Source organism: Pseudidiomarina fusca, from assembly GCF_032227045.1.
GTDB lineage: Bacteria > Pseudomonadota > Gammaproteobacteria > Enterobacterales > Alteromonadaceae > Pseudidiomarina > Pseudidiomarina fusca.
Map to the genome: position 1 here is coordinate 18,911 of NZ_JANFPJ010000025.1, position 20,988 is coordinate 39,898.

24 protein-coding genes are annotated in these 20,988 nt (G+C 45.0%); 15 read left to right on the forward strand and 9 right to left on the reverse strand.

Annotation, left to right across the window (positions count from 1 at the left end):
* Positions 1–2: 2 nt before the first annotated feature.
* Genes flgE through flgB form a run of 4 tightly spaced genes read right to left on the reverse strand, consistent with a single transcriptional unit; the run spans position 3 to position 2,698 of the window.
* Complete coding sequence (gene flgE, locus NOG12_RS10995) at positions 3–1,187, reverse strand: flagellar hook protein FlgE (protein WP_153826510.1); 1,185 nt, start codon at positions 1,185–1,187, stop codon at positions 3–5.
* Between the two features lie 11 nt (positions 1,188–1,198).
* Positions 1,199–1,873, reverse strand: a complete 675-nt coding sequence (gene flgD / locus NOG12_RS11000) for a flagellar hook assembly protein FlgD (protein ID WP_313933293.1) — start codon at positions 1,871–1,873, stop codon at positions 1,199–1,201.
* The gene (gene flgC / locus NOG12_RS11005) at positions 1,873–2,277 is read right to left on the reverse strand and encodes a flagellar basal body rod protein FlgC (RefSeq protein ID WP_110075763.1); all 405 of its coding nucleotides are present in this window, start codon (positions 2,275–2,277) and stop codon (positions 1,873–1,875) included. Before flgC ends, flgD begins: the two co-directional genes overlap by 1 nt.
* A 13-nt stretch (positions 2,278–2,290) precedes the next feature.
* Positions 2,291–2,698: a flagellar basal body rod protein FlgB gene (gene flgB, locus NOG12_RS11010; protein WP_153826508.1), complete on the reverse strand. Its 408-nt coding sequence runs from the start codon at positions 2,696–2,698 to the stop codon at positions 2,291–2,293.
* A gap of 153 nt (positions 2,699–2,851) precedes the next feature.
* On the opposite strand from flgB, the gene flgA reads away from it, so the two are divergent.
* The 3 genes from flgA (at position 2,852) to flgN (ending at position 4,412) form a co-directional block, all read left to right on the forward strand.
* Positions 2,852–3,613 (forward strand): flagellar basal body P-ring formation chaperone FlgA, encoded by a 762-nt coding sequence (gene flgA / locus NOG12_RS11015; RefSeq protein ID WP_228759510.1) that lies wholly within the window; start codon positions 2,852–2,854, stop codon positions 3,611–3,613.
* A 66-nt stretch (positions 3,614–3,679) separates the two neighbouring features.
* Positions 3,680–3,949 (forward strand): flagellar biosynthesis anti-sigma factor FlgM, encoded by a 270-nt coding sequence (gene flgM, locus NOG12_RS11020; protein ID WP_162014504.1) that lies wholly within the window; start codon positions 3,680–3,682, stop codon positions 3,947–3,949.
* 7 nt (positions 3,950–3,956) lie between these two features.
* On the forward strand, positions 3,957–4,412 hold the full coding sequence (flgN, locus tag NOG12_RS11025) for a flagellar protein FlgN (protein ID WP_110075767.1): 456 nt from the start codon (positions 3,957–3,959) through the stop codon (positions 4,410–4,412).
* Here the strand turns inward: flgN and NOG12_RS11030 are convergent.
* From NOG12_RS11030 to NOG12_RS11050, 5 genes are read right to left on the reverse strand one after another with little or no spacing between them, the layout of a single operon-like run.
* A complete protein-coding gene (locus tag NOG12_RS11030) occupies positions 4,409–5,236 on the reverse strand; it encodes a S1/P1 nuclease (protein WP_313933294.1) in 828 nt (275 codons plus the stop codon). The two genes, flgN and NOG12_RS11030, sit on opposite strands and share 4 nt — an antisense overlap.
* 19 nt (positions 5,237–5,255) lie before the next feature.
* The gene (locus tag NOG12_RS11035; protein ID WP_313933295.1) at positions 5,256–6,374 is read right to left on the reverse strand and encodes a PQQ-dependent sugar dehydrogenase; all 1,119 of its coding nucleotides are present in this window, start codon (positions 6,372–6,374) and stop codon (positions 5,256–5,258) included.
* Entirely contained in the window at positions 6,371–6,829 is a 459-nt protein-coding gene (locus tag NOG12_RS11040) for a hypothetical protein (RefSeq protein WP_162014502.1), read from the reverse strand. The genes NOG12_RS11035 and NOG12_RS11040 overlap by 4 nt, the downstream gene beginning before the upstream one ends.
* Before the next feature lie 21 nt (positions 6,830–6,850).
* Positions 6,851–7,378 carry a DUF6702 family protein gene (locus tag NOG12_RS11045; RefSeq protein ID WP_313933296.1) on the reverse strand — a complete coding sequence of 176 codons (528 nt, stop codon included), beginning with the start codon at positions 7,376–7,378 and terminating at the stop codon, positions 6,851–6,853.
* Complete coding sequence (locus tag NOG12_RS11050) at positions 7,378–9,828, reverse strand: M1 family metallopeptidase (RefSeq protein ID WP_153826504.1); 2,451 nt, start codon at positions 9,826–9,828, stop codon at positions 7,378–7,380. The genes NOG12_RS11045 and NOG12_RS11050 overlap by 1 nt, the downstream gene beginning before the upstream one ends.
* A 230-nt stretch (positions 9,829–10,058) precedes the next feature.
* On the opposite strand from NOG12_RS11050, the gene NOG12_RS11055 reads away from it, so the two are divergent.
* The 12 genes from NOG12_RS11055 to atpA all read left to right on the forward strand — a co-directional run bounded on the left by NOG12_RS11055 (position 10,059) and on the right by atpA (position 20,943).
* Positions 10,059–11,462 carry a sensor domain-containing diguanylate cyclase gene (locus tag NOG12_RS11055; protein WP_162014501.1) on the forward strand — a complete coding sequence of 468 codons (1,404 nt, stop codon included), beginning with the start codon at positions 10,059–10,061 and terminating at the stop codon, positions 11,460–11,462.
* A 52-nt stretch (positions 11,463–11,514) separates the two neighbouring features.
* A complete protein-coding gene (locus tag NOG12_RS11060) occupies positions 11,515–11,970 on the forward strand; it encodes a flavodoxin domain-containing protein (protein ID WP_153826502.1) in 456 nt (151 codons plus the stop codon).
* 447 nt (positions 11,971–12,417) lie between these two features.
* Positions 12,418–14,328, forward strand: a complete 1,911-nt coding sequence (gene mnmG / locus NOG12_RS11065; RefSeq protein ID WP_313933297.1) for a tRNA uridine-5-carboxymethylaminomethyl(34) synthesis enzyme MnmG — start codon at positions 12,418–12,420, stop codon at positions 14,326–14,328.
* Between the two features lie 8 nt (positions 14,329–14,336).
* Positions 14,337–14,957, forward strand: a complete 621-nt coding sequence (gene rsmG / locus NOG12_RS11070) for a 16S rRNA (guanine(527)-N(7))-methyltransferase RsmG (RefSeq protein ID WP_153826500.1) — start codon at positions 14,337–14,339, stop codon at positions 14,955–14,957.
* A 5-nt stretch (positions 14,958–14,962) separates the two neighbouring features.
* Positions 14,963–15,760 carry a ParA family protein gene (locus NOG12_RS11075; RefSeq protein ID WP_110075776.1) on the forward strand — a complete coding sequence of 266 codons (798 nt, stop codon included), beginning with the start codon at positions 14,963–14,965 and terminating at the stop codon, positions 15,758–15,760.
* Positions 15,761–15,780: 20 nt separating this feature from the next.
* On the forward strand, positions 15,781–16,686 hold the full coding sequence (locus NOG12_RS11080; protein WP_153826499.1) for a ParB/RepB/Spo0J family partition protein: 906 nt from the start codon (positions 15,781–15,783) through the stop codon (positions 16,684–16,686).
* 73 nt (positions 16,687–16,759) lie between these two features.
* Positions 16,760–17,155 (forward strand): ATP synthase subunit I, encoded by a 396-nt coding sequence (locus NOG12_RS11085; protein ID WP_153826498.1) that lies wholly within the window; start codon positions 16,760–16,762, stop codon positions 17,153–17,155.
* Between the two features lie 17 nt (positions 17,156–17,172).
* Complete coding sequence (atpB, locus tag NOG12_RS11090) at positions 17,173–18,030, forward strand: F0F1 ATP synthase subunit A (protein WP_153826497.1); 858 nt, start codon at positions 17,173–17,175, stop codon at positions 18,028–18,030.
* Positions 18,031–18,085: 55 nt separating this feature from the next.
* Positions 18,086–18,319, forward strand: a complete 234-nt coding sequence (atpE, locus tag NOG12_RS11095; protein WP_034733567.1) for a F0F1 ATP synthase subunit C — start codon at positions 18,086–18,088, stop codon at positions 18,317–18,319.
* 45 nt (positions 18,320–18,364) lie between these two features.
* Positions 18,365–18,835 (forward strand): F0F1 ATP synthase subunit B, encoded by a 471-nt coding sequence (gene atpF / locus NOG12_RS11100; protein ID WP_110075779.1) that lies wholly within the window; start codon positions 18,365–18,367, stop codon positions 18,833–18,835.
* Positions 18,836–18,853: 18 nt separating this feature from the next.
* A complete protein-coding gene (gene atpH, locus NOG12_RS11105; protein WP_110075780.1) occupies positions 18,854–19,387 on the forward strand; it encodes a F0F1 ATP synthase subunit delta in 534 nt (177 codons plus the stop codon).
* A 14-nt stretch (positions 19,388–19,401) separates the two neighbouring features.
* Positions 19,402–20,943 carry a F0F1 ATP synthase subunit alpha gene (gene atpA, locus NOG12_RS11110; RefSeq protein ID WP_110075781.1) on the forward strand — a complete coding sequence of 514 codons (1,542 nt, stop codon included), beginning with the start codon at positions 19,402–19,404 and terminating at the stop codon, positions 20,941–20,943.
* The last annotated feature ends 45 nt before the right edge of the window (positions 20,944–20,988 follow it).

Consider the following 20,988-nt stretch of genomic DNA (forward strand, 5'->3'; position numbering starts at 1 on the left):
TATTACTTCAGCTGCATGGTGGTTTGTAGTGCTTCGTCTTGCGACTTAATGCTCTGAGCGTTGGCTTGATAGTTACGCTGAGCAATAATCATAGCAACGAGCTCTTGGGTTAAGTCTACGTTAGAGGCTTCTACGGCACCGGCCATAATGCCACCAAACTGGCCTTCTCCTGGAACTGACACAATCGGCACGCCTGATTTTTGCGTTTCAATCCACGCGTTATTACCAATAGATTGAAGGCCTTCTAAACTTTGGAAGTTAGCTAAGGCAATGGTACCCAAAACTACTTGTTGTTCGTTCGAGTAGGTACCAACAACGTCACCATTCTCGCTTACTGCTACTTGCATCAAGGTCCCTGACTGGTAGCCATCTTGCTCAATCGCGGTAAGCTCAAATTGGTTTGCAAACTGGGTGGTACCAGTCACATCCAACGCAATCGACATATCAGCCGCACCCTCACCTGGGGTAAAAGTAAAGGCATCCATATCGGTTTGAGTAACCAACAGGCCATTGGCATCAAAATCTAGTACACCAGTTTCTGGCGCTAATTCACCATCGCGTGACATCCGTACTTGCCATTGGTTATCGGCCACCTTGGTAAAGTACATCATGCTCTGATGCGGGTTACCTAACGAATCGTAAAGGGTTACCGAGTTTGCATAGCTGTAGGTATCAGGGTTGTTCATATCAAAAGGCGTGGTAGCCGGATCGATAATGGTCGTTGAGGTATCCAAGTTAAACGTGGCTTCAATACCGGTCGAAGCATTCGCTGCTAGACCAGACGCTGGCACCTGCAATACTTGCGGTTGACCACCAAAGCCTATGCCATCTGGATACCCCGTTAAGCGTGCGCCCTGCGCATTCACAATGTAGCCGTTTTTATCGATAGAAAGCTGACCATTGCGCGAATATTGAATCTGACCTTGCTGCTCGAAGCGGAAAAAGCCTTTCCCAGTGATAGCTAAGTCCATAGTACGGTTGGTAGTTTCAATGTTACCGTCGCTAAAATCCTGAAACACACCGGCAATACGAGTACCTAAACCAACTTCTGCGTTGGCATAAATATCGGCAAATTGAGCTCGAGAGCTTTTAAAACCAACGATTTGTGAGTTGGCAATGTTGTTACTAATCACATCAAGGTTAGTAGCAGCTGCGCGTAAACCAGATAAAGCTTGAGAAAAACCCATGATAGAGCTCCTTAAATAATTTGCCGAACGTCTTCAAGACGCACCGGTTCTAAAATTCCGCCTAAATCTAACCGTGGCCCATCTTGACCCATGGTTACAGCAATCACTTGAGCATAATTAAAGCGTTGAGAGGTTACTGCTTGATCACCATTGGTGGCTTCAACAGTAAAATTATAAGATCCGGCGGGCGCCTGATTGCCATCATCCATCACCCCATCCCATGAGAATGATTGTGGCCCACTGCCTACAGCGCCCACATCCATTCGCTTCACTAACATACCGCTAGCGTTATAAATATTTACCGTGACATTCTCAGCCGGTGCGCTTAGCTCAAGACCAAAAGGGGTCACATCACCCACTTCGCCACCCACCAACAAACGGTCGCCAGGCACCAACACAGCACGACCAATCAGGGCCGACGCTTGCATGTTTTTTGCGGCTTCCATTTGCCCATTGATGTTTTGCATGGTGTCATTTAAGGACTCGATACCACTGACGGTGTTGATCTGCGCCAATTGCGAGGTCATTTCATTGTTTTCCATCGGGTTCAATGGATCTTGGTTACGCAACTGTGTAACCAACAAGGTCATGAAGTTATCGCGCATCTCTTGGCTATTCGAAGCCACCTGTGCGTTCTGGGTAGTTTGATTAACCTGGTTTAATACTGCGTTATTGATGGTGTTCATTAGCCTTTACCAATCGTTAGGGTACGCATTAACAAATCTTTACTGGTGTTCATTACTTCAACGTTGGCTTGATAAGAACGCGACGCTGAAATCATATTCACCATTTCTGCAACAGGATCGACATTGGGCATGGTGACATACCCTTGCTCATCCGCTAACGGGTGCCCTGGTTGATACTCTCGTCGAGCTGGCGCGGTAGATTCAACCACTTGTTGCACCTTTACGCCGCCCACCCCGTTGGCTTGCAACTGCTGTTCAAAAATAACTTGTTTCGCCCGATAGGGTTCGCCATCAGGGCCGGCCACACTGTTGGCATTAGCCATATTACTAGCGGCGACATTCATGCGCTGGGATTGCGCCGAGAGAGCCGAACCAGAAATATCCAGAATTGAAAAATTAGCCATCCGTTAAGCTCCGTTATTGTTCCGGTTGCATGGCTTTACGCAAGCCTGTGATACGATCATCTAAAAATTGGATATCTGCTTGATAACGTAACGAGTTATCTAAAAACTGAGCGCGCTCCATTTCCATATCCACGGTATTGCCATCAAGGCGCGATTGCGCAGGAACGCGATACTGCATAGCTACTGGAGCTTGATGAGCATTGCTTAAGCTCAAATGGCCGCTATGGGTTTTTGCTAGCGGCACTGGGCCCGTTTGACTAGCTGTGGCCCGTTTTAGGGCCGTAGCAAAGTTAAAGTCTTGCGCTTTATAATTGGGAGTGTCAGCATTAGCGATATTACTGGCTAAGGTTTCTTGGCGCTGCTGCCGTAAGGCCAACGCTTGTTGCTGAAACTGTAATGCACTCGTTAACTTGTCGATCATCAAAGAGACCCTCCTTTACACCAAGCAGATTACTGCGCTTTAGGGCAAGCCAAAGCGATGAATAAGCGCTTTTTTTAACGCCAATTCTAACCATCTCAAAGCATGCTTATGGCTATAATCTAGGCAGCTGTTATCCATCATCACCTTGTGAGTATGCTTATTTTATTGCGTGCGATAGTTTTTCTTGGGGCCACTCTCTGGCTTGCTTACGTACCCTCGAGTCAGGCCACCAGTCTGACCGAGTCTTTGTTGCCGCCAATCATTCAACAAGCTATTGCGACCTTGGTTCGTGAAGAACTGCCGCTGGGTAGCTCCGAGCACCACATCAGCATCCTTAGTTCAAACGCTAGTTTAGCCAGCCTCAGTGCTTGCGATAGCAGCTATCATGACCAGCCTCTGGCGCAATTTACTCGTGTGCCAGAGCGATTGACGGGTCGGGTGATGGTAAAAATCATGTGCAGTAATTCAAGCGCTGAAAGTGCGCCCACTGCCATCCAGCAATTTGTGCAACTTCAGGTTGAGGTTATCGGTAGCTATTGGGTGACAAAAGCAGAGCTTGCCACAGGAAGTCCCTTACAATCAGAGCATATTGACGTAGTCACTGGGCCGCTGCAGCGCTTACCGCGCCATGCGGTATTAGGCCAATTACAAGATCATCCCCAACTGCTAGGGCAAACACTTCGCCGCAGCTTAAGTAAAGGGTCTATTATTCAAGAAAATTTACTGCAAGCCACTCAAGTAATTCGCTTTGGTGACGACATTATCATCACCGCAGAAGGTCCCGGCTTTGTAATTACTCGTAGCGGTAAAGCCATGGATACTGCCGCAGTAGGTGACAGAATTAGAGTAAAATTAGATAATCAACGCATCATACAAGTGTTAGTAACAGGTAAAGGTACGGCAAAAGCACTATAATAGGTTAAAGAATTACCAGCAGATGCCGATAAACCATGTAGTGCATGATAAAACGAGGGAATAGCCGTGAAAGTTAACGGATTTCAATCACTGAACAACTTAACTCAAACTGAGTCTAGTCGTTCACAAGCAACCACAAAGAAAGCTGATACCGCAGCGCCTGCGGCTCATGCTGATGTGGTGACCCATTTAAGTTCGGCAGCGCAAGATGCCAGCCAAGACATTGATATGGCCCGCGTTGAAGAGCTTCGTCAAGCCATTCGCGATGGTAGCCTCTCGATGAATGCTGACAAGATCGCTGAAGGCTTACTAAAAAGCCTGACAGACGAGGTTTAATTAAGGTATGAGTTTGCGCCAACACTTAACGCAACAACAGCAGCGCCTGCAAGATCTTCTCTCGTTATTGGAGCAGGAGCAGCGTGAGTTAAGTTCTGGCACTATCAACGGTGAACAGTTGCAAGTATTGGCACAACAGAAACAAGAACTGCAACAGCAGCTTGAACAAGCAGAAACTCAGCGCCGTAAAGCCCAACAAAAACTGGGCTACAGTAATGATGCTGCTGGCGCTAAAGCAGCGGCAGCAGCGGCTGGTTGTGCTGAGGTTTGGCAACAACTGCTAGCTACAACCCAGCGGGTTGCCCAATTAAACCAACTCAACGGTGAATTAATTCAGCACCGCTTGCATCACAATCAGCACATGCTGAATATTTTGCAAGATGCCGCCGGCACCAGCGGTTCACTTTATGGTGCAGACGGCAATCAATTCAAAACCCCATCTAGAATTAACTCTAAAGCTTAAAACGAATCGCTATAAAGTTCGTCCAATACGGCCGCTAAACGCTGTGCTCCTTGTTGCATGCGTTGTTCTAGCACGGGTCCCCATTGGTCGGTATAACTCTGGCCTAGTTTCTGTTCAGCACGATAGTTTGAATAGATACGACGAGTAATTGCTGCCGACTCATTCGCCCACGCCAACGTTTGCTCAGCATCGATAGCCGCTGGTTTTAAAGTGCTTAAGCCGCGCAGCAGCTCACTTGCTTTAGCTTTACTATCACTACCACCGCGTTGCATTAACATTTGGGTATCCCACAACCGATGTAAATTGGTTGCTTCATCAAAGTAGGACAAGCGTGCTCTGTTACCCCCGAGATCATCGGCAAAACTCACGTGCATAGGCTGATGTAAATCACCAATAAAGTGCGCTAAAAAAGCCAAGGCAATCCAATCTGTGCGATCGTGTTTAAGCACATCATAATGATGTTGAATCGCTGATAAAATACATCCGTTAGCAGCGCAGTCTGCAGCCGTTACCTTGGCACTTCCACGAGCAAAATTCACATAATGATGCGGCTTAGCCCAGTCCCAGCGTTTGTCACTTTTTATGTTGTCGGCCCAATTACACATACTGGCGAAGTCTTCGTAATCAGGATGCTGATCCGCAAAGGACTGCAACACTTGTTGTGTTTTCGGCGAGCTCAAATCAAATGCTAGTTGGCAAAAAGCATCATGCCCAATACCTCCGTAACTGTGCGCTGGGCTGCTTACTAAACTGACGAAACCTAGGCTTAGTGACAGAATTAATGCCGCACTGAAGTGTTTTAACTGGTAATAAACAGACTGCATATATAACCTCATCTTTCTGTTATTGCTGAATATCTAAATCTAACGACCACAATTCACCTTCGTTACTATCCGTTAGCACCAGCACACGACCATCTTTGGCAACCATTACCGCGCGTAAGCGCTGTTGTTGTGCTACTAGATATTCAGCTACGAGATGCCATTTGCCATCCACTAAACGCAAACGCTGTAACCTCTTCCCAGCTAAATGGCTTACAAGTAAATCACCCTGATACAGGGCTAAACCAGCCGGAGCTAACGATGGTGTCCATTGATAAAGCGGTGCCTTTACCCCAGGTAAATCATTATAAGGGCTCACTAAAGCACCGGTATAGTCTTTACCAAAAGTGGTCATAGGCCAACCATAGTTGCCACCCTTTACAATATCATTAATTTCATCACCACCTTTAGGGCCATGTTCGTGCTGCCACACTTTATTGCGCTCGGCATCAAACACTAAACCTTGCACGTTTCTATGACCATAACTATAAACTTCGGGAGCTTGTGTGTGGGTAAAGGGATTATCCTCCGGCACTTTGCCGTCACGCCGAATTCGCACAATCTTACCCAAGTGGTTTTGTAAATTTTGCGCTTGTTCTCGATACACAAAGCCATCCCCCAAAGCCACCAACAAGCTACCATCACCAAGCCAAGTCATGCGGGCACCAAAATGGGCGGCACCTTCTTTTTTTGGTAGCGCAGTAAAAATATTCTGTAATGCAGATAATGCATAACCAGCGGCATTCGGTGGTGATAATTTGGCTTTAACTACGCAGGTATTATTCGCTTGCTCAGTACCACAAGAATAACTCAGCACCAGCTCTCGCGATTGCTCAAAATCAGGGGTAAGCAGCACTTCAAACAGACCAGCTTGAGCGGTGGCGTACAAATCAGGCAAGTCTAAGGGAATGTGCATGCGCTGCCCTTGGGGATTTAAATACACTAAGTTACCCGGGCGCTCAGTTACTAACCATCCACCTTCCGGTAACTCTGCCATCGACCAAGGATAGTATAACCCTTTTGCTAGCACCTTAGGTGTGACCTGCACTTGTGGTGCTTGTGGTTCTTGCTGTGACGCCGCCGCTGCCGCCGACAGAACCATACTTAGGCTTACTAATAAAGCTTGTAGCAATCTACTCATGGCAATTCCTCCAATAATTCTTGCGGCCGAGGATGCCATAACCTATCAAAAATCCAGCCACCAAAGGCACCACAGCTACTCATTAAGATAAATCCTAGCAAGGTTCTATTAGCTGCGATTAAGGTGGGCATAGGGGCTAAACTATCGATGAGGGTAAAAGCGACAGCTAAGCCAACGCCTCCGGCTAGAATAAACCACCAACGTTCAGCCACTTTTAGTTTAACGCTAAGCCAATATGCCACCATAAAAGCAATGGCAAAGGTAGGAATAAAGATTAACGCAATGATAGGACCAAAATGCAGTAAATCATGGCTAATTGCATGCATCCGCACAGTCAAATCAATAGGTACGGATAACGCCACTAACGCTGCTAAATTAAATTGAGTTTGAATGACAGTGGCAACTATAGCCGCCCCGATAACTGCCAATGCAAAAGCTATCATGATGCGTGCCATAGCTGCCTCCAAGCAGGTTAACTAGTTTAATTGAACAGCTTGCCAATCACTTTCGGCAGTAAAAATGACACTTTTTACTGCCCCTAAACCTTCCACATTGACAAGATTCTGTTGGTCTGACCATAAATCATGCAAGGCTTTATGTTTAATCTGTAATTGCGTTAAATCAGCTGGGATCGGAGTTTCTTGGTACACCCAAAAATTAACGCCTTGAACTTCGTGCCCCACCCGCATTAAGGGTAACTGCTGCTGATGATGATCCGCTAGCGCAAAGGCTTGCATCACATAATCTGCGAATTGCTGACGAGTTGCCTCACGCTGATGAATGTCCGCTTTACGATCAAACAAATCACGCACGGCATGTTCGGCATCATGCAAAATAAACCGATGCATAATTTCAATATTGCCAGTGCGTTCGTTAAACAGCACTGTAGTACTGGCTATTTTTAGTTGGTGAGCACTAACTTTAGTGCTCACCGCCATAATAGCTAAACTTAGAATAAAAACGCTAGTTACCGCTAGCAACCAACGTAAGATCACGAATGGCATTAATCCTGCTCTTCTTCATTAGCTTCTTTGGTTTTTAGTTTGGTTTTAGCATCTTGCATGATATCGCGAGAAATATGATCCTGACCACGAGTTGCTTTAAACGCTTCAATACGTGAAGGAATAATCTTACGCGGATAATAGTTGTTCTCGATATCTACGTCTGCTGTTTCCCAATTTGGGTCGACCGCAAATTCTAAAACTTCTTTATCAGTAACTATCAGTTTGCTTACTGATTTAGCATTTCGCCGCCAAATTTCAGCAGGGATGTACATGCTGTCTTGGCTACCGTCAGTGTACGTCCACTGCAGTAAAATAGGCATCACCAAACCACCTAGATTATTGAAATCTAGTACATAATAGTTCTTATCTTCAGCAATGGCACGGTCAAAGGTCTTACGCTCCCAAGGCTCAAGTTTTTCTAAGAAACTCTGATAGGCATTACGTTGTTTATTGGTGACGGTGAAGCGATCATTCTCATCATGAAAATCACGCACATCTGGATTCAGTTCTACCCATGTTTTGCGACCTTCAGCCTGATTACGTTGCACAAACAGCGAGGTTGGCTTATCGGTCTCTTCTTGACGACGACGCTCCCAATCAATATCTGGGTCTTGGGTATCAAGACGTAACTTGTAAACCCGATCTAGCGCAATATCAACATGGTCGGTTGAGTAGAACCAACCGCGCCAGAACCAATCAAGATCAACCCCTGAGGCTTCTTCCATGGTACGGAAAAAATCTGCTGGCGTAGGTCGTTTGAAAGCCCAACGCTGTGCATATTCTTTAAAGGCAAAATCAAACAACTCACGCCCTAAGATCACTTCTCTTAGAATATTCAATGCTGCGGCTGGCTTGGTGTAAGCATTAGGCCCTAAATTAAGAACACTATCAGACTGGGTCATGATTGGAACTTGATTGGTTGATTTCATGTAATCAACGATTGAACGCGGTTCAACGCCCCATGGAATGGTCGGGTCCCACTCACGTCCGGCAACCCCATCCAAAAAGCTGTTTAAACCTTCATCCATCCAGGTCCATTGACGTTCATCCGAATTCACAATCATTGGAAAGTAAATATGACCAATTTCATGAATGACCACGCCAATCAAGAATCGTTTTTCTGACAAAGAATAAGTACGGCTTCCATCATCCTGTAAAATAGTACGCGGACCATTAAAGGTGATCATCGGATATTCCATACCACCGACGGGGCCATTCACTGACTGTGCGGTTGGATACGGGTAATCAAAAGAAAAGCGAGAGTAGACTTCCATGGTATGAATAACCGACTCGGTCGAATATTTTTCCCACAACTCGCCGCCCTCTTTTGGATAAAAGGACATCGCCATAACTTCTGGTTGAACGTTACCGCCTTGCTGATAGCCTTTGGCGTCCCAAATAAACTTACGCGATGATGCCCAAGCAAAGTCGCGCACGTTTTCTGCTTCAAAACGCCAAACTTTCCGCTTGTCCGTTCCTTCTTTCTCGTTTTCCAAGGCTTCTTCTGGGGTTACTACAAAGACCGGACGTTTTGCTTTGCGCGATTGCTCTAAACGCTCGCGTTGGGTTTTGGTGAGCACCTCACGATCATTTTTCAACACCCCTGTAGCCGACACGATATGGTCTGCTGGGACATCGATAGTTACTTCAAAATCACCAAATTCTTGGGTGAATTCACCTCGTCCTAAAAATTCTTTATTGGTCCATGCTTCATAGTCAGTAAAAGCAGCTACGCGCGGATACCACTGCGCAAGTAAGAAAATATCGTTGCCACCTTCGCGCGCATCATCAGGAAAATGCTCATAGCCCGAGCGTCCGCCTACGGTGTCGCTATCGATGATGTTGAAACCAAAATCTATGGCCAACGACGTTTTATCGCCGGCTTTAAGTGGCTGCGGTAAATCTATCCGCATATTGGTACCAACCACCACAAAATCCAGTGCTTTGCCACGACCATCCGCAACTTTGTTAATGGCAAAACCTAACTCGTTGTCGGTCATAAACTGTTGCCGACGTAGTTGGTTCAAGCTGATTCGAGCAGGGCGATCCACGCCACCCAAACTAGGATCCGGCTTACTATTAAAGGTAGCTGTTAACTCCGCCATCGAATCATTTTTAAAGATATTCTGATCCAGCTGAATCCAAATGTATTTGAGGGTGTAGGGAGAATTATTAAAATAAGTGATGGTTTCAGCAGCATCTATGCGACGCTTTTCTTCATCTAAGCGCACTTTAATTGAATAATTGGCCTGTTGTTGCCAATACTGCTCACCCGGTTCACCGGCTGCACTGCGATAAACGTTTGGTGTTGGTAACACTTCATCGAGTTGGCGAAACTTATCTTCAAATGTGCCTTTGGTTTGTTGAATTGCCGAACTGTAAGCAGCAGTACTAAATAATTGCGTCGCCGCTAAAGCCAGCGCAGAACACCAATACAGAGTAGATTTCATTATTATTATCTCGTTAGCTGGGTCGTCGTATAAAAGAAGAAATAAGTACGTACGAATGTATCAACAAATGGCACCCTGCACCATTAACTTGAGCGTAAAAAATCGCCGTTCATCGAAGCTATTTAGTAATCCCGCTAAAATTCCACTCAATAATGCTTGCAACCTCAAGCCAGCTAGGTTTAATTAGTTATAAATAATAATAAAAACACTCAGCAGATTAGGGCGTCAGTTTGAATCTAAAACAGCAAGTAGTCGTCTTCGCATCTTGGGTAGCACTGTTCTACGGTGCCGCCATCATGTCCTATACACAATATATTAGTCTCTATTATCTGCCTGCTGGGGTTTCCACAGCCGCGTTTTTTGTGTTTGGTAAACGTATTTTCCCTGCCGTTTTTTGCGCTATTTTCTTCGTATCTCTAGATCTAAATGGGCTCTTGCAGGGGCGTTTTGACCCTCATCAGTTAGCTACAGCTACCTTGTTCGCCATGGTGCACACGGGCGCCTATGCTTTCGCTGGTTTAAGTGCGCAGTTCATTAGTAAACACGTGTTCACAAATAGTTTGCCAGCTAAAAATAGCATGATTCTAATATGCTACACGCTCGCCGCTTCAATAGCTGCTACCGGAGCCTTATTGATTTGGGAATTGGTCACCTTACGATCAGACGTGCCCTTTATTGAAGCTTGGCTACCGTTTTGGATTGGAGATGCCGTTGGAGTTGTAGTTATCACCCCGTTATTTGCTGTGTTATTTAGACGCCTTTTACCCAAACAACGAATAGCATGGCTGGATGTTTATTTTGAACATGATCACCTATTGAACAATCAATGGGGGCCGTTCGTTTTTAAATTGGCCGCATTGTTGATAACAGTGATAACAGTTTTATTGCTAGATAACGCGATTGCTCATCCATCTATTGGTATGCTTATTTTCTTTGTGGCTATTCCACAATTTTGGATAGCATTTACGGAACAAACCATTCGAACAATTTTTAGTCTGATTTTGCTCACCGTGGTTATTTCTTCTGGATACAACTTTTTGGCTCTCGACAATAATGCCATCATTTACCAAATAGCTATCTACTTTGTGGCTGTAACCTGTTATTTAGGCACCGCAGTGCCTGCTCTACACCAACGTAACCAGGATTTAGAGCAGGATGGTATTTACAACAAACAAACCGGTCTCTACTCCGCTAACTATTTTGAGCAAGCGGCTAACTTACTAATTGCTAACCGTAAACCAACACAAGAATTGAGTATCGCTGTGATTGATATTGATCAACTGCAGCAAATTAATACTGAATGCGGCTTTTCTACGGGCGATACCGTCATCAGCCAAGTAGCTACAGCGTTGCAACAACACTTACCTCATCACTGCTTAGTTGCCCATTCACATGGGGACATTTATTGGGTCTTGTTGCCCTCGACATCGGTTAGTAATGCAGTTGAAATTTTAGACAAAATTCGACGGAACATGCCCTTTGTAAAAGATGAACATGTCACCTTACGAATTAAGCTAAATATTGGGGTAACTAGCCTTCACTTGAGTGAGACGACCAGCGCCGCATTAAACCGTGCATTCATTGCGTTAGAGCAAGCAAAAGCCAGCGGACGTGATAAAGTATGCGTTAATTAATGCAATAATTAATGTAGCAACACATCTAGCACGCACAGAAGGGCCTTTTAGCATGTCATTCCCTACCGTTCATATTCTCGTAGCCACAACCTCTGGTAATACTGAATACCTTGCTGACGAAGTCGCAGCCCTATTGGAACAACAAGGGCTGACTAGCGTGATGCATTATGAACCAAGCTACTCTGAATTAATCGCTGAAGTGACCGAGCAAAGCATCTGGTTATGTTGCGTGGCAAGCCATGGTGCCGGTGAATATGGTGACAGCATGCTTGATTTTTCCGAGCAACTAAGCCAGCAAAAACCCAACTTAAGCCCTCTCAAATATGCCGTTATTGCTGTGGGTGACAGTTGTTACGATACCTATTGCCAGGCAGGTAAAGATTGCGATGCTATGCTGCAACTTTTAGGCGCAAAAAAGCTTTTAGATCGCTTAGAAATAGATATGTCATGCGATGATCCGATTGAAAAATCATCAACATGGCTACCTTATTTTATCCAAGCCCTGTGATCAAACCATGTATAACCTAGCTTGAACCCTGTACATACGCACTGTATTAACCTGTGAATAAGATCGCTTGTGGATAACTAGCCCGGTTATACACACCTTGATCACCTAAAGGATCATGATCTAATCACACCCTAACCGATCGTTGTGATCCTTACCAAACCTAGCTTAGCTTCAGTTATCCACAAACATTGCTGAACTAGTAGTAATAGTAATAAAAAAGATCAAAACAAAAGATCTAAAGATATTCTTAGATCCTTAACGCGATCGAGACTAAAATATAGACGTTCCGATCAAGCCAAATAACAGGTACAATACTCGGCTACATTTTTGTGAACTAAGCTTTTAAAGCCAAGACGCGATAACATCTGATGATCCTCACAAGGATCATGGGTTTGCCCAACTTTTTTGGTGTTACACGACATCTGTTTATCTAGGATTTATCAATCTATGCCAACACAGCCAACAAGCAATTCTTACCATCAACATTATGACGTGATTGTCATAGGTGGCGGCCATGCAGGTACTGAAGCAGCCTTAGCGGCTGCACGAATGGGCTGCAATACTTTATTGCTTACCCATAACATCGAAACCTTAGGGCAAATGTCATGTAATCCTGCGATTGGCGGTATTGGTAAAGGTCACTTAGTTAAAGAGATTGATGCCCTAAGCGGTGCCATGGCTATGGCAGCTGATAAAGCTGGTATTCAATTCCGTACCTTAAACTCATCGAAAGGGCCAGCAGTTCGCGCAACTAGAGCTCAGGCAGACCGACAGCTATACCGAGCTGCTATCCGAACGATTCTAGAAAACCAACCTAATTTAAATTTATTCCAACAAGGTTGTGATGATCTGATCGTTGAAAACGATCGGGTTGTTGGTGTTGTAACCCAGATGGGCTTAAAGTTTTCGGCAACCACAGTTGTACTTACGGTAGGTACTTTTTTAGGTGGCCAAATCCATATAGGTTTACAAAATTATCAAGGTGGACGAGCTGGCGATCCTCCAGCAAATGCATTGGCAAAACGCTTACGTGAGCTGCCATTGCGAGTAGATCGCTTAAAAACCGGAACACCTCCAAGAATTGATGCAAAGAGTATCGATTTTTCAGTGATGCAAGAACAACCGGGTGATACCCCAACTCCTGTTTTTTCATTTATGGGATCACAAGCAGATCACCCACAACAAATTTCTTGCTACATTACCCACACCAATGAACAAACTCATGAGATTATCCATGGTGGCTTAGATCGTTCCCCCATGTACTCTGGTATCATTGAAGGCGTTGGTCCGCGTTATTGTCCGTCTATCGAAGACAAAGTTATGCGCTTTAGTGATAAAAACTCACACCAGATCTTTGTTGAGCCAGAGGGTTTAACCACCCATGAAGTGTACCCCAATGGTATTTCAACTAGTTTACCTTTTGATGTGCAAGTAGCCTTAGTACGCTCCATCAAAGGTTTTGAAAATGCTCACATTACTCGTCCAGGCTATGCCATAGAGTATGATTATTTTGATCCTCGCGATTTAAAACAAACCTTAGAAACCAAACATCTACAAGGCTTATTTTTTGCCGGACAAATTAATGGAACGACCGGATATGAAGAAGCTGGTGCACAAGGCTTAGTAGCAGGCTTAAATGCTGCATTACAAGTGCAAGGAAAAGACGGTTGGGCTCCTCGCCGTGATCAAGCTTACATGGGAGTATTGATTGATGATCTCAGTACGCTCGGCACCAAAGAACCCTATCGGATGTTTACGTCACGCGCCGAATATAGATTGTTATTGCGCGAAGACAACGCAGATATGCGCTTAACTGAAAAAGGCCGCGAGCTAGGTTTAGTTGACGATGCAAGATGGGCTGCGTTTAACGACAAAATGGAAGCCATTGCACAAGAGCAACAACGTCTACGTAGTACTTGGATCCATAAAGATCATCCAGCAGTTGCTGCGGTTAATGAATTAGTTAAAACGCCGATAACTCGAGAAGTGAATGGCGAAGAATTATTACGTCGCCCTGAAATTAGTTATCAAGATCTCGTCAAAATTAATGCTTTAGGACCAGGTTTAGCCGACGAAAAAGCTGCTGAACAAGTAGAAATTCAAACGAAATATGCTGGTTACATAGCGCGTCAGCAAGACGAGATTAGCAAACAGCAACGTCATGAAAATACTCAGTTACCGGCTCATTTTGATTATGCCAGTATCAAGGGTTTATCCAATGAAGTGATTGCTAAGCTGAATCAACATCAACCAGAAACCGTTGGTAAAGCTGCTCGAATATCTGGCATTACTCCAGCAGCAATCTCAATGTTGTTGGTGCATTTGAAGAAACTTGGCCTATTGCGAAAGAGTGCTTAATAAAATCCATGTTAAATAGACTACAATCATTATTGGCTCAGGCCGAGCTTGATCTTTCTCTAGATAAACAAGTTCAACTTATTCAATTGGTTGAACAATTAAATAAATGGAATAAAGCCTACAATTTAACGTCGGTTCGTGATCCCATCCAAATGGTGAGTCGCCACATTGTGGATAGCCTTGTGGTGTTACCACATCTTCAAGGGCAACGCTTTATTGATGTCGGAACTGGGCCTGGATTGCCTGGCTTACCTTTAGCCATTGCTTGTCCAGAACGTGATTTTGTTCTGTTAGATAGCTTAGGCAAAAGGATTCGTTTTATCCGCCAAGTTAGCCATCAGTTAGGCCTTAAGAATGTAACAGCTGTGCAAAGTAGAGTTGAAGATTATCAACCTGAACTAAAATTTGATGGCGTGATAAGTAGAGCCTTTGCCTCGCTTAATGATATGCTGAATTGGTGTGAGCATTTACCTAAGCCTGATGGCCGGTATTTTGCTCTAAAAGGGCAATACCCAACTGCTGAATTGGCTGACTTGCCAGCGCAGTTTGAGGTTGAACAAGTGATTCGATTACAGGTTCCAGAGGCCGATGGCGAACGCCATGTGGTGATTATAAAAACGAGAGGATAACCCCTGTGGGCAGAATTATTGCGATTGCTAATCAAAAAGGCGGCGTTGGTAAAACCACCACTGCTGTTAATTTGGCAGCATCGATGGCAGCAACCCGCCGTAAAGTATTGCTGATAGATCTTGATCCTCAGGGCAATGCAACCATGGGTAGTGGTATCGACAAATACGATGTTGAAAACACCGCCTATGAACTATTGGTTGAGCAGAAACCAGCCGAACAAGTGATTATTAAAGAAACTAACGGTAAATATCACCTCATTGCGGCTAACTCTGATACCACGGCTGCTGATATTAAATTAATGGAAGAATTTGCGCGCGAGCAGCGCTTGGCTAATGCCTTAAAACCAGTGGTTGATAATTACGATTTTATCTTCATCGATTGTCCACCATCGCTCAGTATGTTGACCGTAAACGCCATGGCCGCCGCTGATTCAGTGTTAGTGCCGATGCAATGCGAATATTTTGCTCTTGAAGGCTTAACGGCGTTAATGGATACCATTGAACGATTAGCTGAAGCTGTTAATCCAAGGTTGATTATTGAAGGTATTTTGCGAACCATGTACGACCCTCGTAATCGTTTAGCTAATGATGTGTCAGAGCAACTGAAAAATCATTTTGGTGACAAGGTTTATCGAACCGTTATTCCACGAAATGTTCGCTTAGCTGAAGCTCCTAGTTTTGGCTCACCAGCCATGTATTACGATAAATCATCAGCCGGAGCTAAAGCCTATTTAGCCCTGGCCGGAGAGTTAATTCGTCGCGCCGAACAACAAAAAAAAGCCGAAGCAGCGGCTGAAGCTTAAGCTAAAGGAAACGACGCTTTATGTCTGCCAAAAAAAGAGGATTGGGGCGCGGTTTAGATGCCCTACTTACAACCAGTAAAACGGCTCGTGAAAAAGAACATCAGGTTCCTGATGAGATAGTTCAAGACTATCGCCAAGGCGAACTGCAAAAGTTACCGATAGAATGGTTACAGCCGGGCAAATATCAACCACGCAAAGATATGACTCCTGAGGCCCTTGAAGATCTCGCTGCTTCAATTAAAGCCCAGGGTGTAATTCAGCCCATTGTTGTGCGCGAAATAGCGCCAGAAAAATATGAAATTATCGCAGGTGAGCGACGTTGGCGTGCAAGCCAGCTGGCACGCCTAGACGAAGTACCTTGTTTGATTAAAAACGTCCCTGATGAAGCGGCTGTAGCTATTGCGTTAATTGAGAATATTCAACGTGAAGACCTCAATGCCATGGAAGAAGCGACCGCCTTACAACGCCTACTAACGGAATTTCAATTAACTCATCAAGAAGTTGCCGATGCGGTAGGTAAATCCCGAGCAACTGTAACTAACTTGCTGCGTTTGAATAATTTACAATCCGAAACTAAAACGCTACTAGAGCGCGGTGACATTGAATTAGGTCATGCCAAGCTGTTACTTGCTTTAGAGGGTGATGCGCAAACAGACATTGCTCGGTTAATTGCAGCAAAAGGCATGACGGTGCGTGAAGCTGAAAAACTGGTTCGCCAAGCTCTAGAACCAGCCAAGCCAAGCCCAGCAAAACCGCAGCCTGATGCTGATATTCAACGTCTAGAGAAGCGCTTAAGTGAACGCTTAGGCGCCGCTGTCGCAATCAGTCACGGCCGTAAAGGCAAGGGTAAAGTTGTAATTAATTACAGCAGTTTAGATGAATTAGATGGCATTCTTATGCAATTTCAATTGAATGAGGATGGCTAACCATCCCATTTCATTTGCATTTGAACGTTAAATCTTTATACTATCGCGGGCTTTCAACCGAGGGTTTTAGCCCGTGAATAGAACGTTAACAGGCCAAGGGAAACAACTCGCAGCGAGGTTAATTCGCGCCCAAGCTGGAGCTATATTTTTGCTCGCTTGTGTCTTTTCTTTGGTGCAGCCGCATTTTGGCTATATGTATTTTTGGGGTGTTGTGGGTGGCGGTATCGCCGTCATTATTCCTACGGCACTGTTTGCATGGCGAGCCTTTGCTGAAGGTGGAGCGCGAGCTGCGCAAACTGTAGTGAGTAATTTTTTTGCCGGCGAAGCATTAAAAATTTTCTTCGCAGTAGCCTTATTGGTTGTATTGCTGGTATTTACTTCGCTCCCGCTTAGTGCGGTTGTTAGCGGCTATATTACCGCCTTAGCAGTGCAATGGCTGGCACCAATTTTGTTTTTAAAATCAACTTAAAATTGTGGGAAACTAAGATGGCTGCAGAAGAGTTAACGCTCCAAAGTCATATTCAGCACCACTTAACTAACGCCAAAATGTGCTCTACCGAAAATGGTATAGCCTTTAATAAAGCGTGTAGTGAAGCTGGCTTCTGGACATGGCATATTGACACCTTAGCTTGGTCTATCGGACTAGGTATCTTGTTCTTAATGATCTTCCGTAGTGCTGCAAAGAAAGCAGATACTGGCGTGCCCGGTAAGCTGCAGTGCTTTATTGAGATGATTGTTGAATTCGTTGGTAACAACGTACGCGACACTTTCCACGGTAAAAGTAAACTTATCGCTCCTCTAGCGTTAACCATTTTCGTGTGGGTTTTCCTCATGAACTTAATGGACTTAATTCCGGTTGACTTTTTGCCTGCTTTTGCTGGTTTTGTGGGCGAGCAAGCCTTCGGTGTGGATTCGCACGATGTGTACATGAAAATCGTACCAACCACCGATATCAACATGACCGCAGCATTAGCCATTGGTGTGTTCTTACTCATGATTGGCTACGGTATTCGTATGAAAGGTATCGTTGGATTCATCAAAGAACTTACCTTACACCCGTTTAGCTCAAGTAATATGGTCGTTCAGGTGCTACTGATTCCGTTTAACCTATTGCTTGAAACGATTGCTTTGGTGGCCAAGCCGTTCTCGTTGGCACTGCGTTTGTTCGGTAACTTATATGCCGGCGAGCTAATCTTTATCCTGATTGGAGCGATTGGTCTGGCGCAATTACCATTGCACTTTGTGTGGGCGGTATTCCACATTCTTGTAATTGTGTTGCAGGCCTTCGTATTTATGATGCTGACTATTGTTTACTTAAGCATGGCCAGCTCAGAGAGCCACTAAGATTTTGTATTAACTTTTATTTTTTAACTTAACCTTTGAAATATCGGAGAAAACAATGGAACTAATGTTAGGTCTTAAATATATCGCTGTAGCTTTACTGATCGGTTTCGGTGCAATCGGTACCGCAGTAGGTTTCGGTAACATGGGTGGTAAATTCTTGGAAGCGTGTGCACGTCAACCAGAACTAGCTCCTTCTCTGCAAGTTAAAATGTTCATCTTAGCAGGTTTGATCGATGCGGTAGCCATGATTGGCGTAGGTATCGCAATGGTACTGTTGTTCGTACTGTAAGGTCTATTGATACCAATTCGAACAACTGAACTAAGGGGGTAGGTCGTGAGCTTAAACATGACCCTTATCGGCGAACTGATTGCCTTTATCGTCTTCGTACTATTCTGTATGAAGTTCGTATGGCCACCGCTGAATAATGCGATTGAAGCCCGTCAGAAGAAAATAGCCGATGGTCTGGCTGCCGGTGAACGTGCAGAAAAAGACCTGGAATTAGCGCAAGCTAAAATTGCTGACGAGTTAAAAGAAGCGAAAGCACAGGCGGCTGAAATCATTGCCCAAGCGAAGAAACGCGCTGAGCAATCGGTTGAAGAAGGCAAACAACGCGGCGAAGCCGAGCGCGAAACTATTATCGCTGCTGGTCACGCTGAAGTTGAAGCTGAACGCAATCGCTTACGCGAAGAACTGCGCAAGCAAGTAGCTGTATTAGCTGTTGCTGGTGCTAGCAAAATCATCGAGCGTGAAATTGATAAAGACGCTCACAGTGACATTGTTGAAAAACTGGTCGCTGAACTCTAACCAAAGGGGTTTGTGCAAATGTCAGAATTGACTACGGTTGCTCGCCCCTATGCAAAAGCAGCTTTTGATTTTGCAGTAGAGAACGGCGCTATTGAAAATTGGCACAGTATGATTGCTTTTGCTGCTGCGGTAGCAAAAGACTCGGCTATGGCCACATTTTTGAGTAGCGCCGAAACGCTAGATAAGAAAACTGAAGTATTCATTAATGTATGTGGCGAACAATTGGATGAAAAAGGCCAGAATTTTGTTCGTTTAATGGCTGAAAATAGCCGTTTGAATGCTTTACCTGCTGTACTTGCCCTATTTGGTGAGTTACGCGCTGAACATGAGAAAGAAGTCACGGTAGATGTTACCTCCGCCGTAGCACTCTCACAGCAGCAACAGGACAATCTAGCGAAAACGTTAGAGCAACGTTTTTCACGCAAAGTTAAGCTGAATTGCACTGTCGATGAGGCTATTGTCAGTGGCTTATACATTAAAGCTGGTGACACAGTAATCGACGGCACGGTGCGCGGCAAGTTAGAACGACTTGCACACGCACTGCAATCCTAATTGGGGACTTGAGCATGCAACTGAATTCAAATGAAATCGCAGAGCTGATCAAAAAACGAATTGAACAGTTCGAAGTGGTCAGTGAAGCTCGTAACGAAGGTACCATCGTTTCTGTAACCGACGGTATCATCCGCATTCACGGCCTTGCAGACTGTATGCAAGGTGAGATGATTGAGCTTCCTGGCAATCGTTACGCTATCGCTTTGAACCTTGAGCGCGACTCTGTCGGTGCCGTGGTTATGGGTCCTTATGCGGACCTTCAAGAAGGCGTGAAAGTTAAATCAACAGGCCGTATCTTAGAAGTTCCTGTTGGTCGTGCATTACTTGGCCGTGTAGTGAACACCCTAGGTGCTCCTATTGACGGTAAAGGCCCGATCGACGCGGATGGCTTTGAGCCGGTAGAAAAAATTGCTCCTGGTGTAATCGAGCGTCAATCGGTAGATCAACCTGTACAAACAGGTTATAAGTCAATCGATGCTATGATTCCAGTAGGCCGTGGTCAGCGTGAGTTGATCATCGGTGACCGTCAGACAGGTAAAACTGCATTAGCTATCGACGCTATCATTAACCAGAAAAACTCTGGTATTAAGTGTGTGTACGTAGCTATCGGTCAGAAAGCTTCTACTATTGCTTCAGTAGTGCGTAAATTAGAAGAGCACGGTGCCTTAGAAAACACCATCGTGGTAGCTGCATCTGCTTCTGAATCAGCAGCATTGCAATACCTAGCAGCCTACTCAGGTTGTACTATGGGTGAATACTTCCGTGATCGTGGTGAAGACGCGTTAATCGTTTATGATGATTTGTCTAAGCAAGCTGTTGCTTATCGTCAAATCTCATTGTTGTTACGTCGTCCGCCAGGTCGTGAAGCTTACCCAGGTGACGTGTTCTATCTTCACTCACGTTTGCTTGAGCGTGCAGCGCGTGTTAACGCTGACTACGTTGAAAAGTACACCAATGGTGAAGTGAAAGGTCAAACCGGTTCATTAACGGCGCTGCCTATTATCGAAACCCAAGCGGGTGACGTATCAGCGTTCGTACCAACCAACGTGATTTCAATTACCGATGGTCAGATCTTCTTAGAAACTGACTTGTTTAACGCGGGTATTCGTCCTGCAGTTAACGCTGGTATCTCGGTATCTCGTGTAGGTGGTGCAGCGCAAACCAAGATCATTAAGAAACTTGGTGGTGGTATCCGTTTAGCGTTAGCGCAGTATCGTGAATTAGCAGCGTTTGCTCAGTTCGCTTCAGACTTAGACGAAGCAACTCGCGCGCAGTTAGAACACGGTCAGCGTGTTACTGAACTGATGAAACAGAACCAATATGAGCCAATGAGCGTGGCTGACATGGCAGTGTCTATCTTCTCTGCAGAAAAGGGTTACCTTAAAGATGTAGAGCAAGACAAAATCCTCGACTTCGAAAGTGCGCTGATTGCGTACATGCGTAGCGAGCACGCTGAGCTGATGGCGGATATTGACAAAACTGGCAACTATAACGACGACATCGAAGCTAAGCTGCACGAAGGTTTAAAAACCTTCAAGAAAACGCAGTCTTGGTAAGCGGAACGTGGCTACAATTTTTGTAGCCACAAGTCGTTGAGTTAA

What these genes read in the sequence shown, in the direction of transcription:
- flgE (WP_153826510.1), bottom strand. Translation starts at nt 1,187, where the DNA reads ATGGGTTTTTCTCAAGCTTTATCTGGTTTACGCGCAGCTGCTACTAAC.
- flgD (WP_313933293.1), bottom strand. Translation starts at nt 1,873, where the DNA reads ATGAACACCATCAATAACGCAGTATTAAACCAGGTTAATCAAACTACC.
- flgC (WP_110075763.1), bottom strand. Translation starts at nt 2,277, where the DNA reads ATGGCTAATTTTTCAATTCTGGATATTTCTGGTTCGGCTCTCTCGGCG.
- flgB (WP_153826508.1), bottom strand. Translation starts at nt 2,698, where the DNA reads ATGATCGACAAGTTAACGAGTGCATTACAGTTTCAGCAACAAGCGTTG.
- flgA (WP_228759510.1), top strand. Translation starts at nt 2,852, where the DNA reads ATGCTTATTTTATTGCGTGCGATAGTTTTTCTTGGGGCCACTCTCTGG.
- flgN (WP_110075767.1), top strand. Translation starts at nt 3,957, where the DNA reads ATGAGTTTGCGCCAACACTTAACGCAACAACAGCAGCGCCTGCAAGAT.
- NOG12_RS11030 (WP_313933294.1), bottom strand. Translation starts at nt 5,236, where the DNA reads ATGCAGTCTGTTTATTACCAGTTAAAACACTTCAGTGCGGCATTAATT.
- NOG12_RS11035 (WP_313933295.1), bottom strand. Translation starts at nt 6,374, where the DNA reads ATGAGTAGATTGCTACAAGCTTTATTAGTAAGCCTAAGTATGGTTCTG.
- NOG12_RS11040 (WP_162014502.1), bottom strand. Translation starts at nt 6,829, where the DNA reads ATGGCACGCATCATGATAGCTTTTGCATTGGCAGTTATCGGGGCGGCT.
- NOG12_RS11045 (WP_313933296.1), bottom strand. Translation starts at nt 7,378, where the DNA reads ATGCCATTCGTGATCTTACGTTGGTTGCTAGCGGTAACTAGCGTTTTT.
- NOG12_RS11050 (WP_153826504.1), bottom strand. Translation starts at nt 9,828, where the DNA reads ATGAAATCTACTCTGTATTGGTGTTCTGCGCTGGCTTTAGCGGCGACG.
- NOG12_RS11060 (WP_153826502.1), top strand. Translation starts at nt 11,515, where the DNA reads ATGTCATTCCCTACCGTTCATATTCTCGTAGCCACAACCTCTGGTAAT.
- mnmG (WP_313933297.1), top strand. Translation starts at nt 12,418, where the DNA reads ATGCCAACACAGCCAACAAGCAATTCTTACCATCAACATTATGACGTG.
- rsmG (WP_153826500.1), top strand. Translation starts at nt 14,337, where the DNA reads ATGTTAAATAGACTACAATCATTATTGGCTCAGGCCGAGCTTGATCTT.
- NOG12_RS11080 (WP_153826499.1), top strand. Translation starts at nt 15,781, where the DNA reads ATGTCTGCCAAAAAAAGAGGATTGGGGCGCGGTTTAGATGCCCTACTT.
- atpB (WP_153826497.1), top strand. Translation starts at nt 17,173, where the DNA reads ATGGCTGCAGAAGAGTTAACGCTCCAAAGTCATATTCAGCACCACTTA.
- atpE (WP_034733567.1), top strand. Translation starts at nt 18,086, where the DNA reads ATGGAACTAATGTTAGGTCTTAAATATATCGCTGTAGCTTTACTGATC.
- atpH (WP_110075780.1), top strand. Translation starts at nt 18,854, where the DNA reads ATGTCAGAATTGACTACGGTTGCTCGCCCCTATGCAAAAGCAGCTTTT.
- atpA (WP_110075781.1), top strand. Translation starts at nt 19,402, where the DNA reads ATGCAACTGAATTCAAATGAAATCGCAGAGCTGATCAAAAAACGAATT.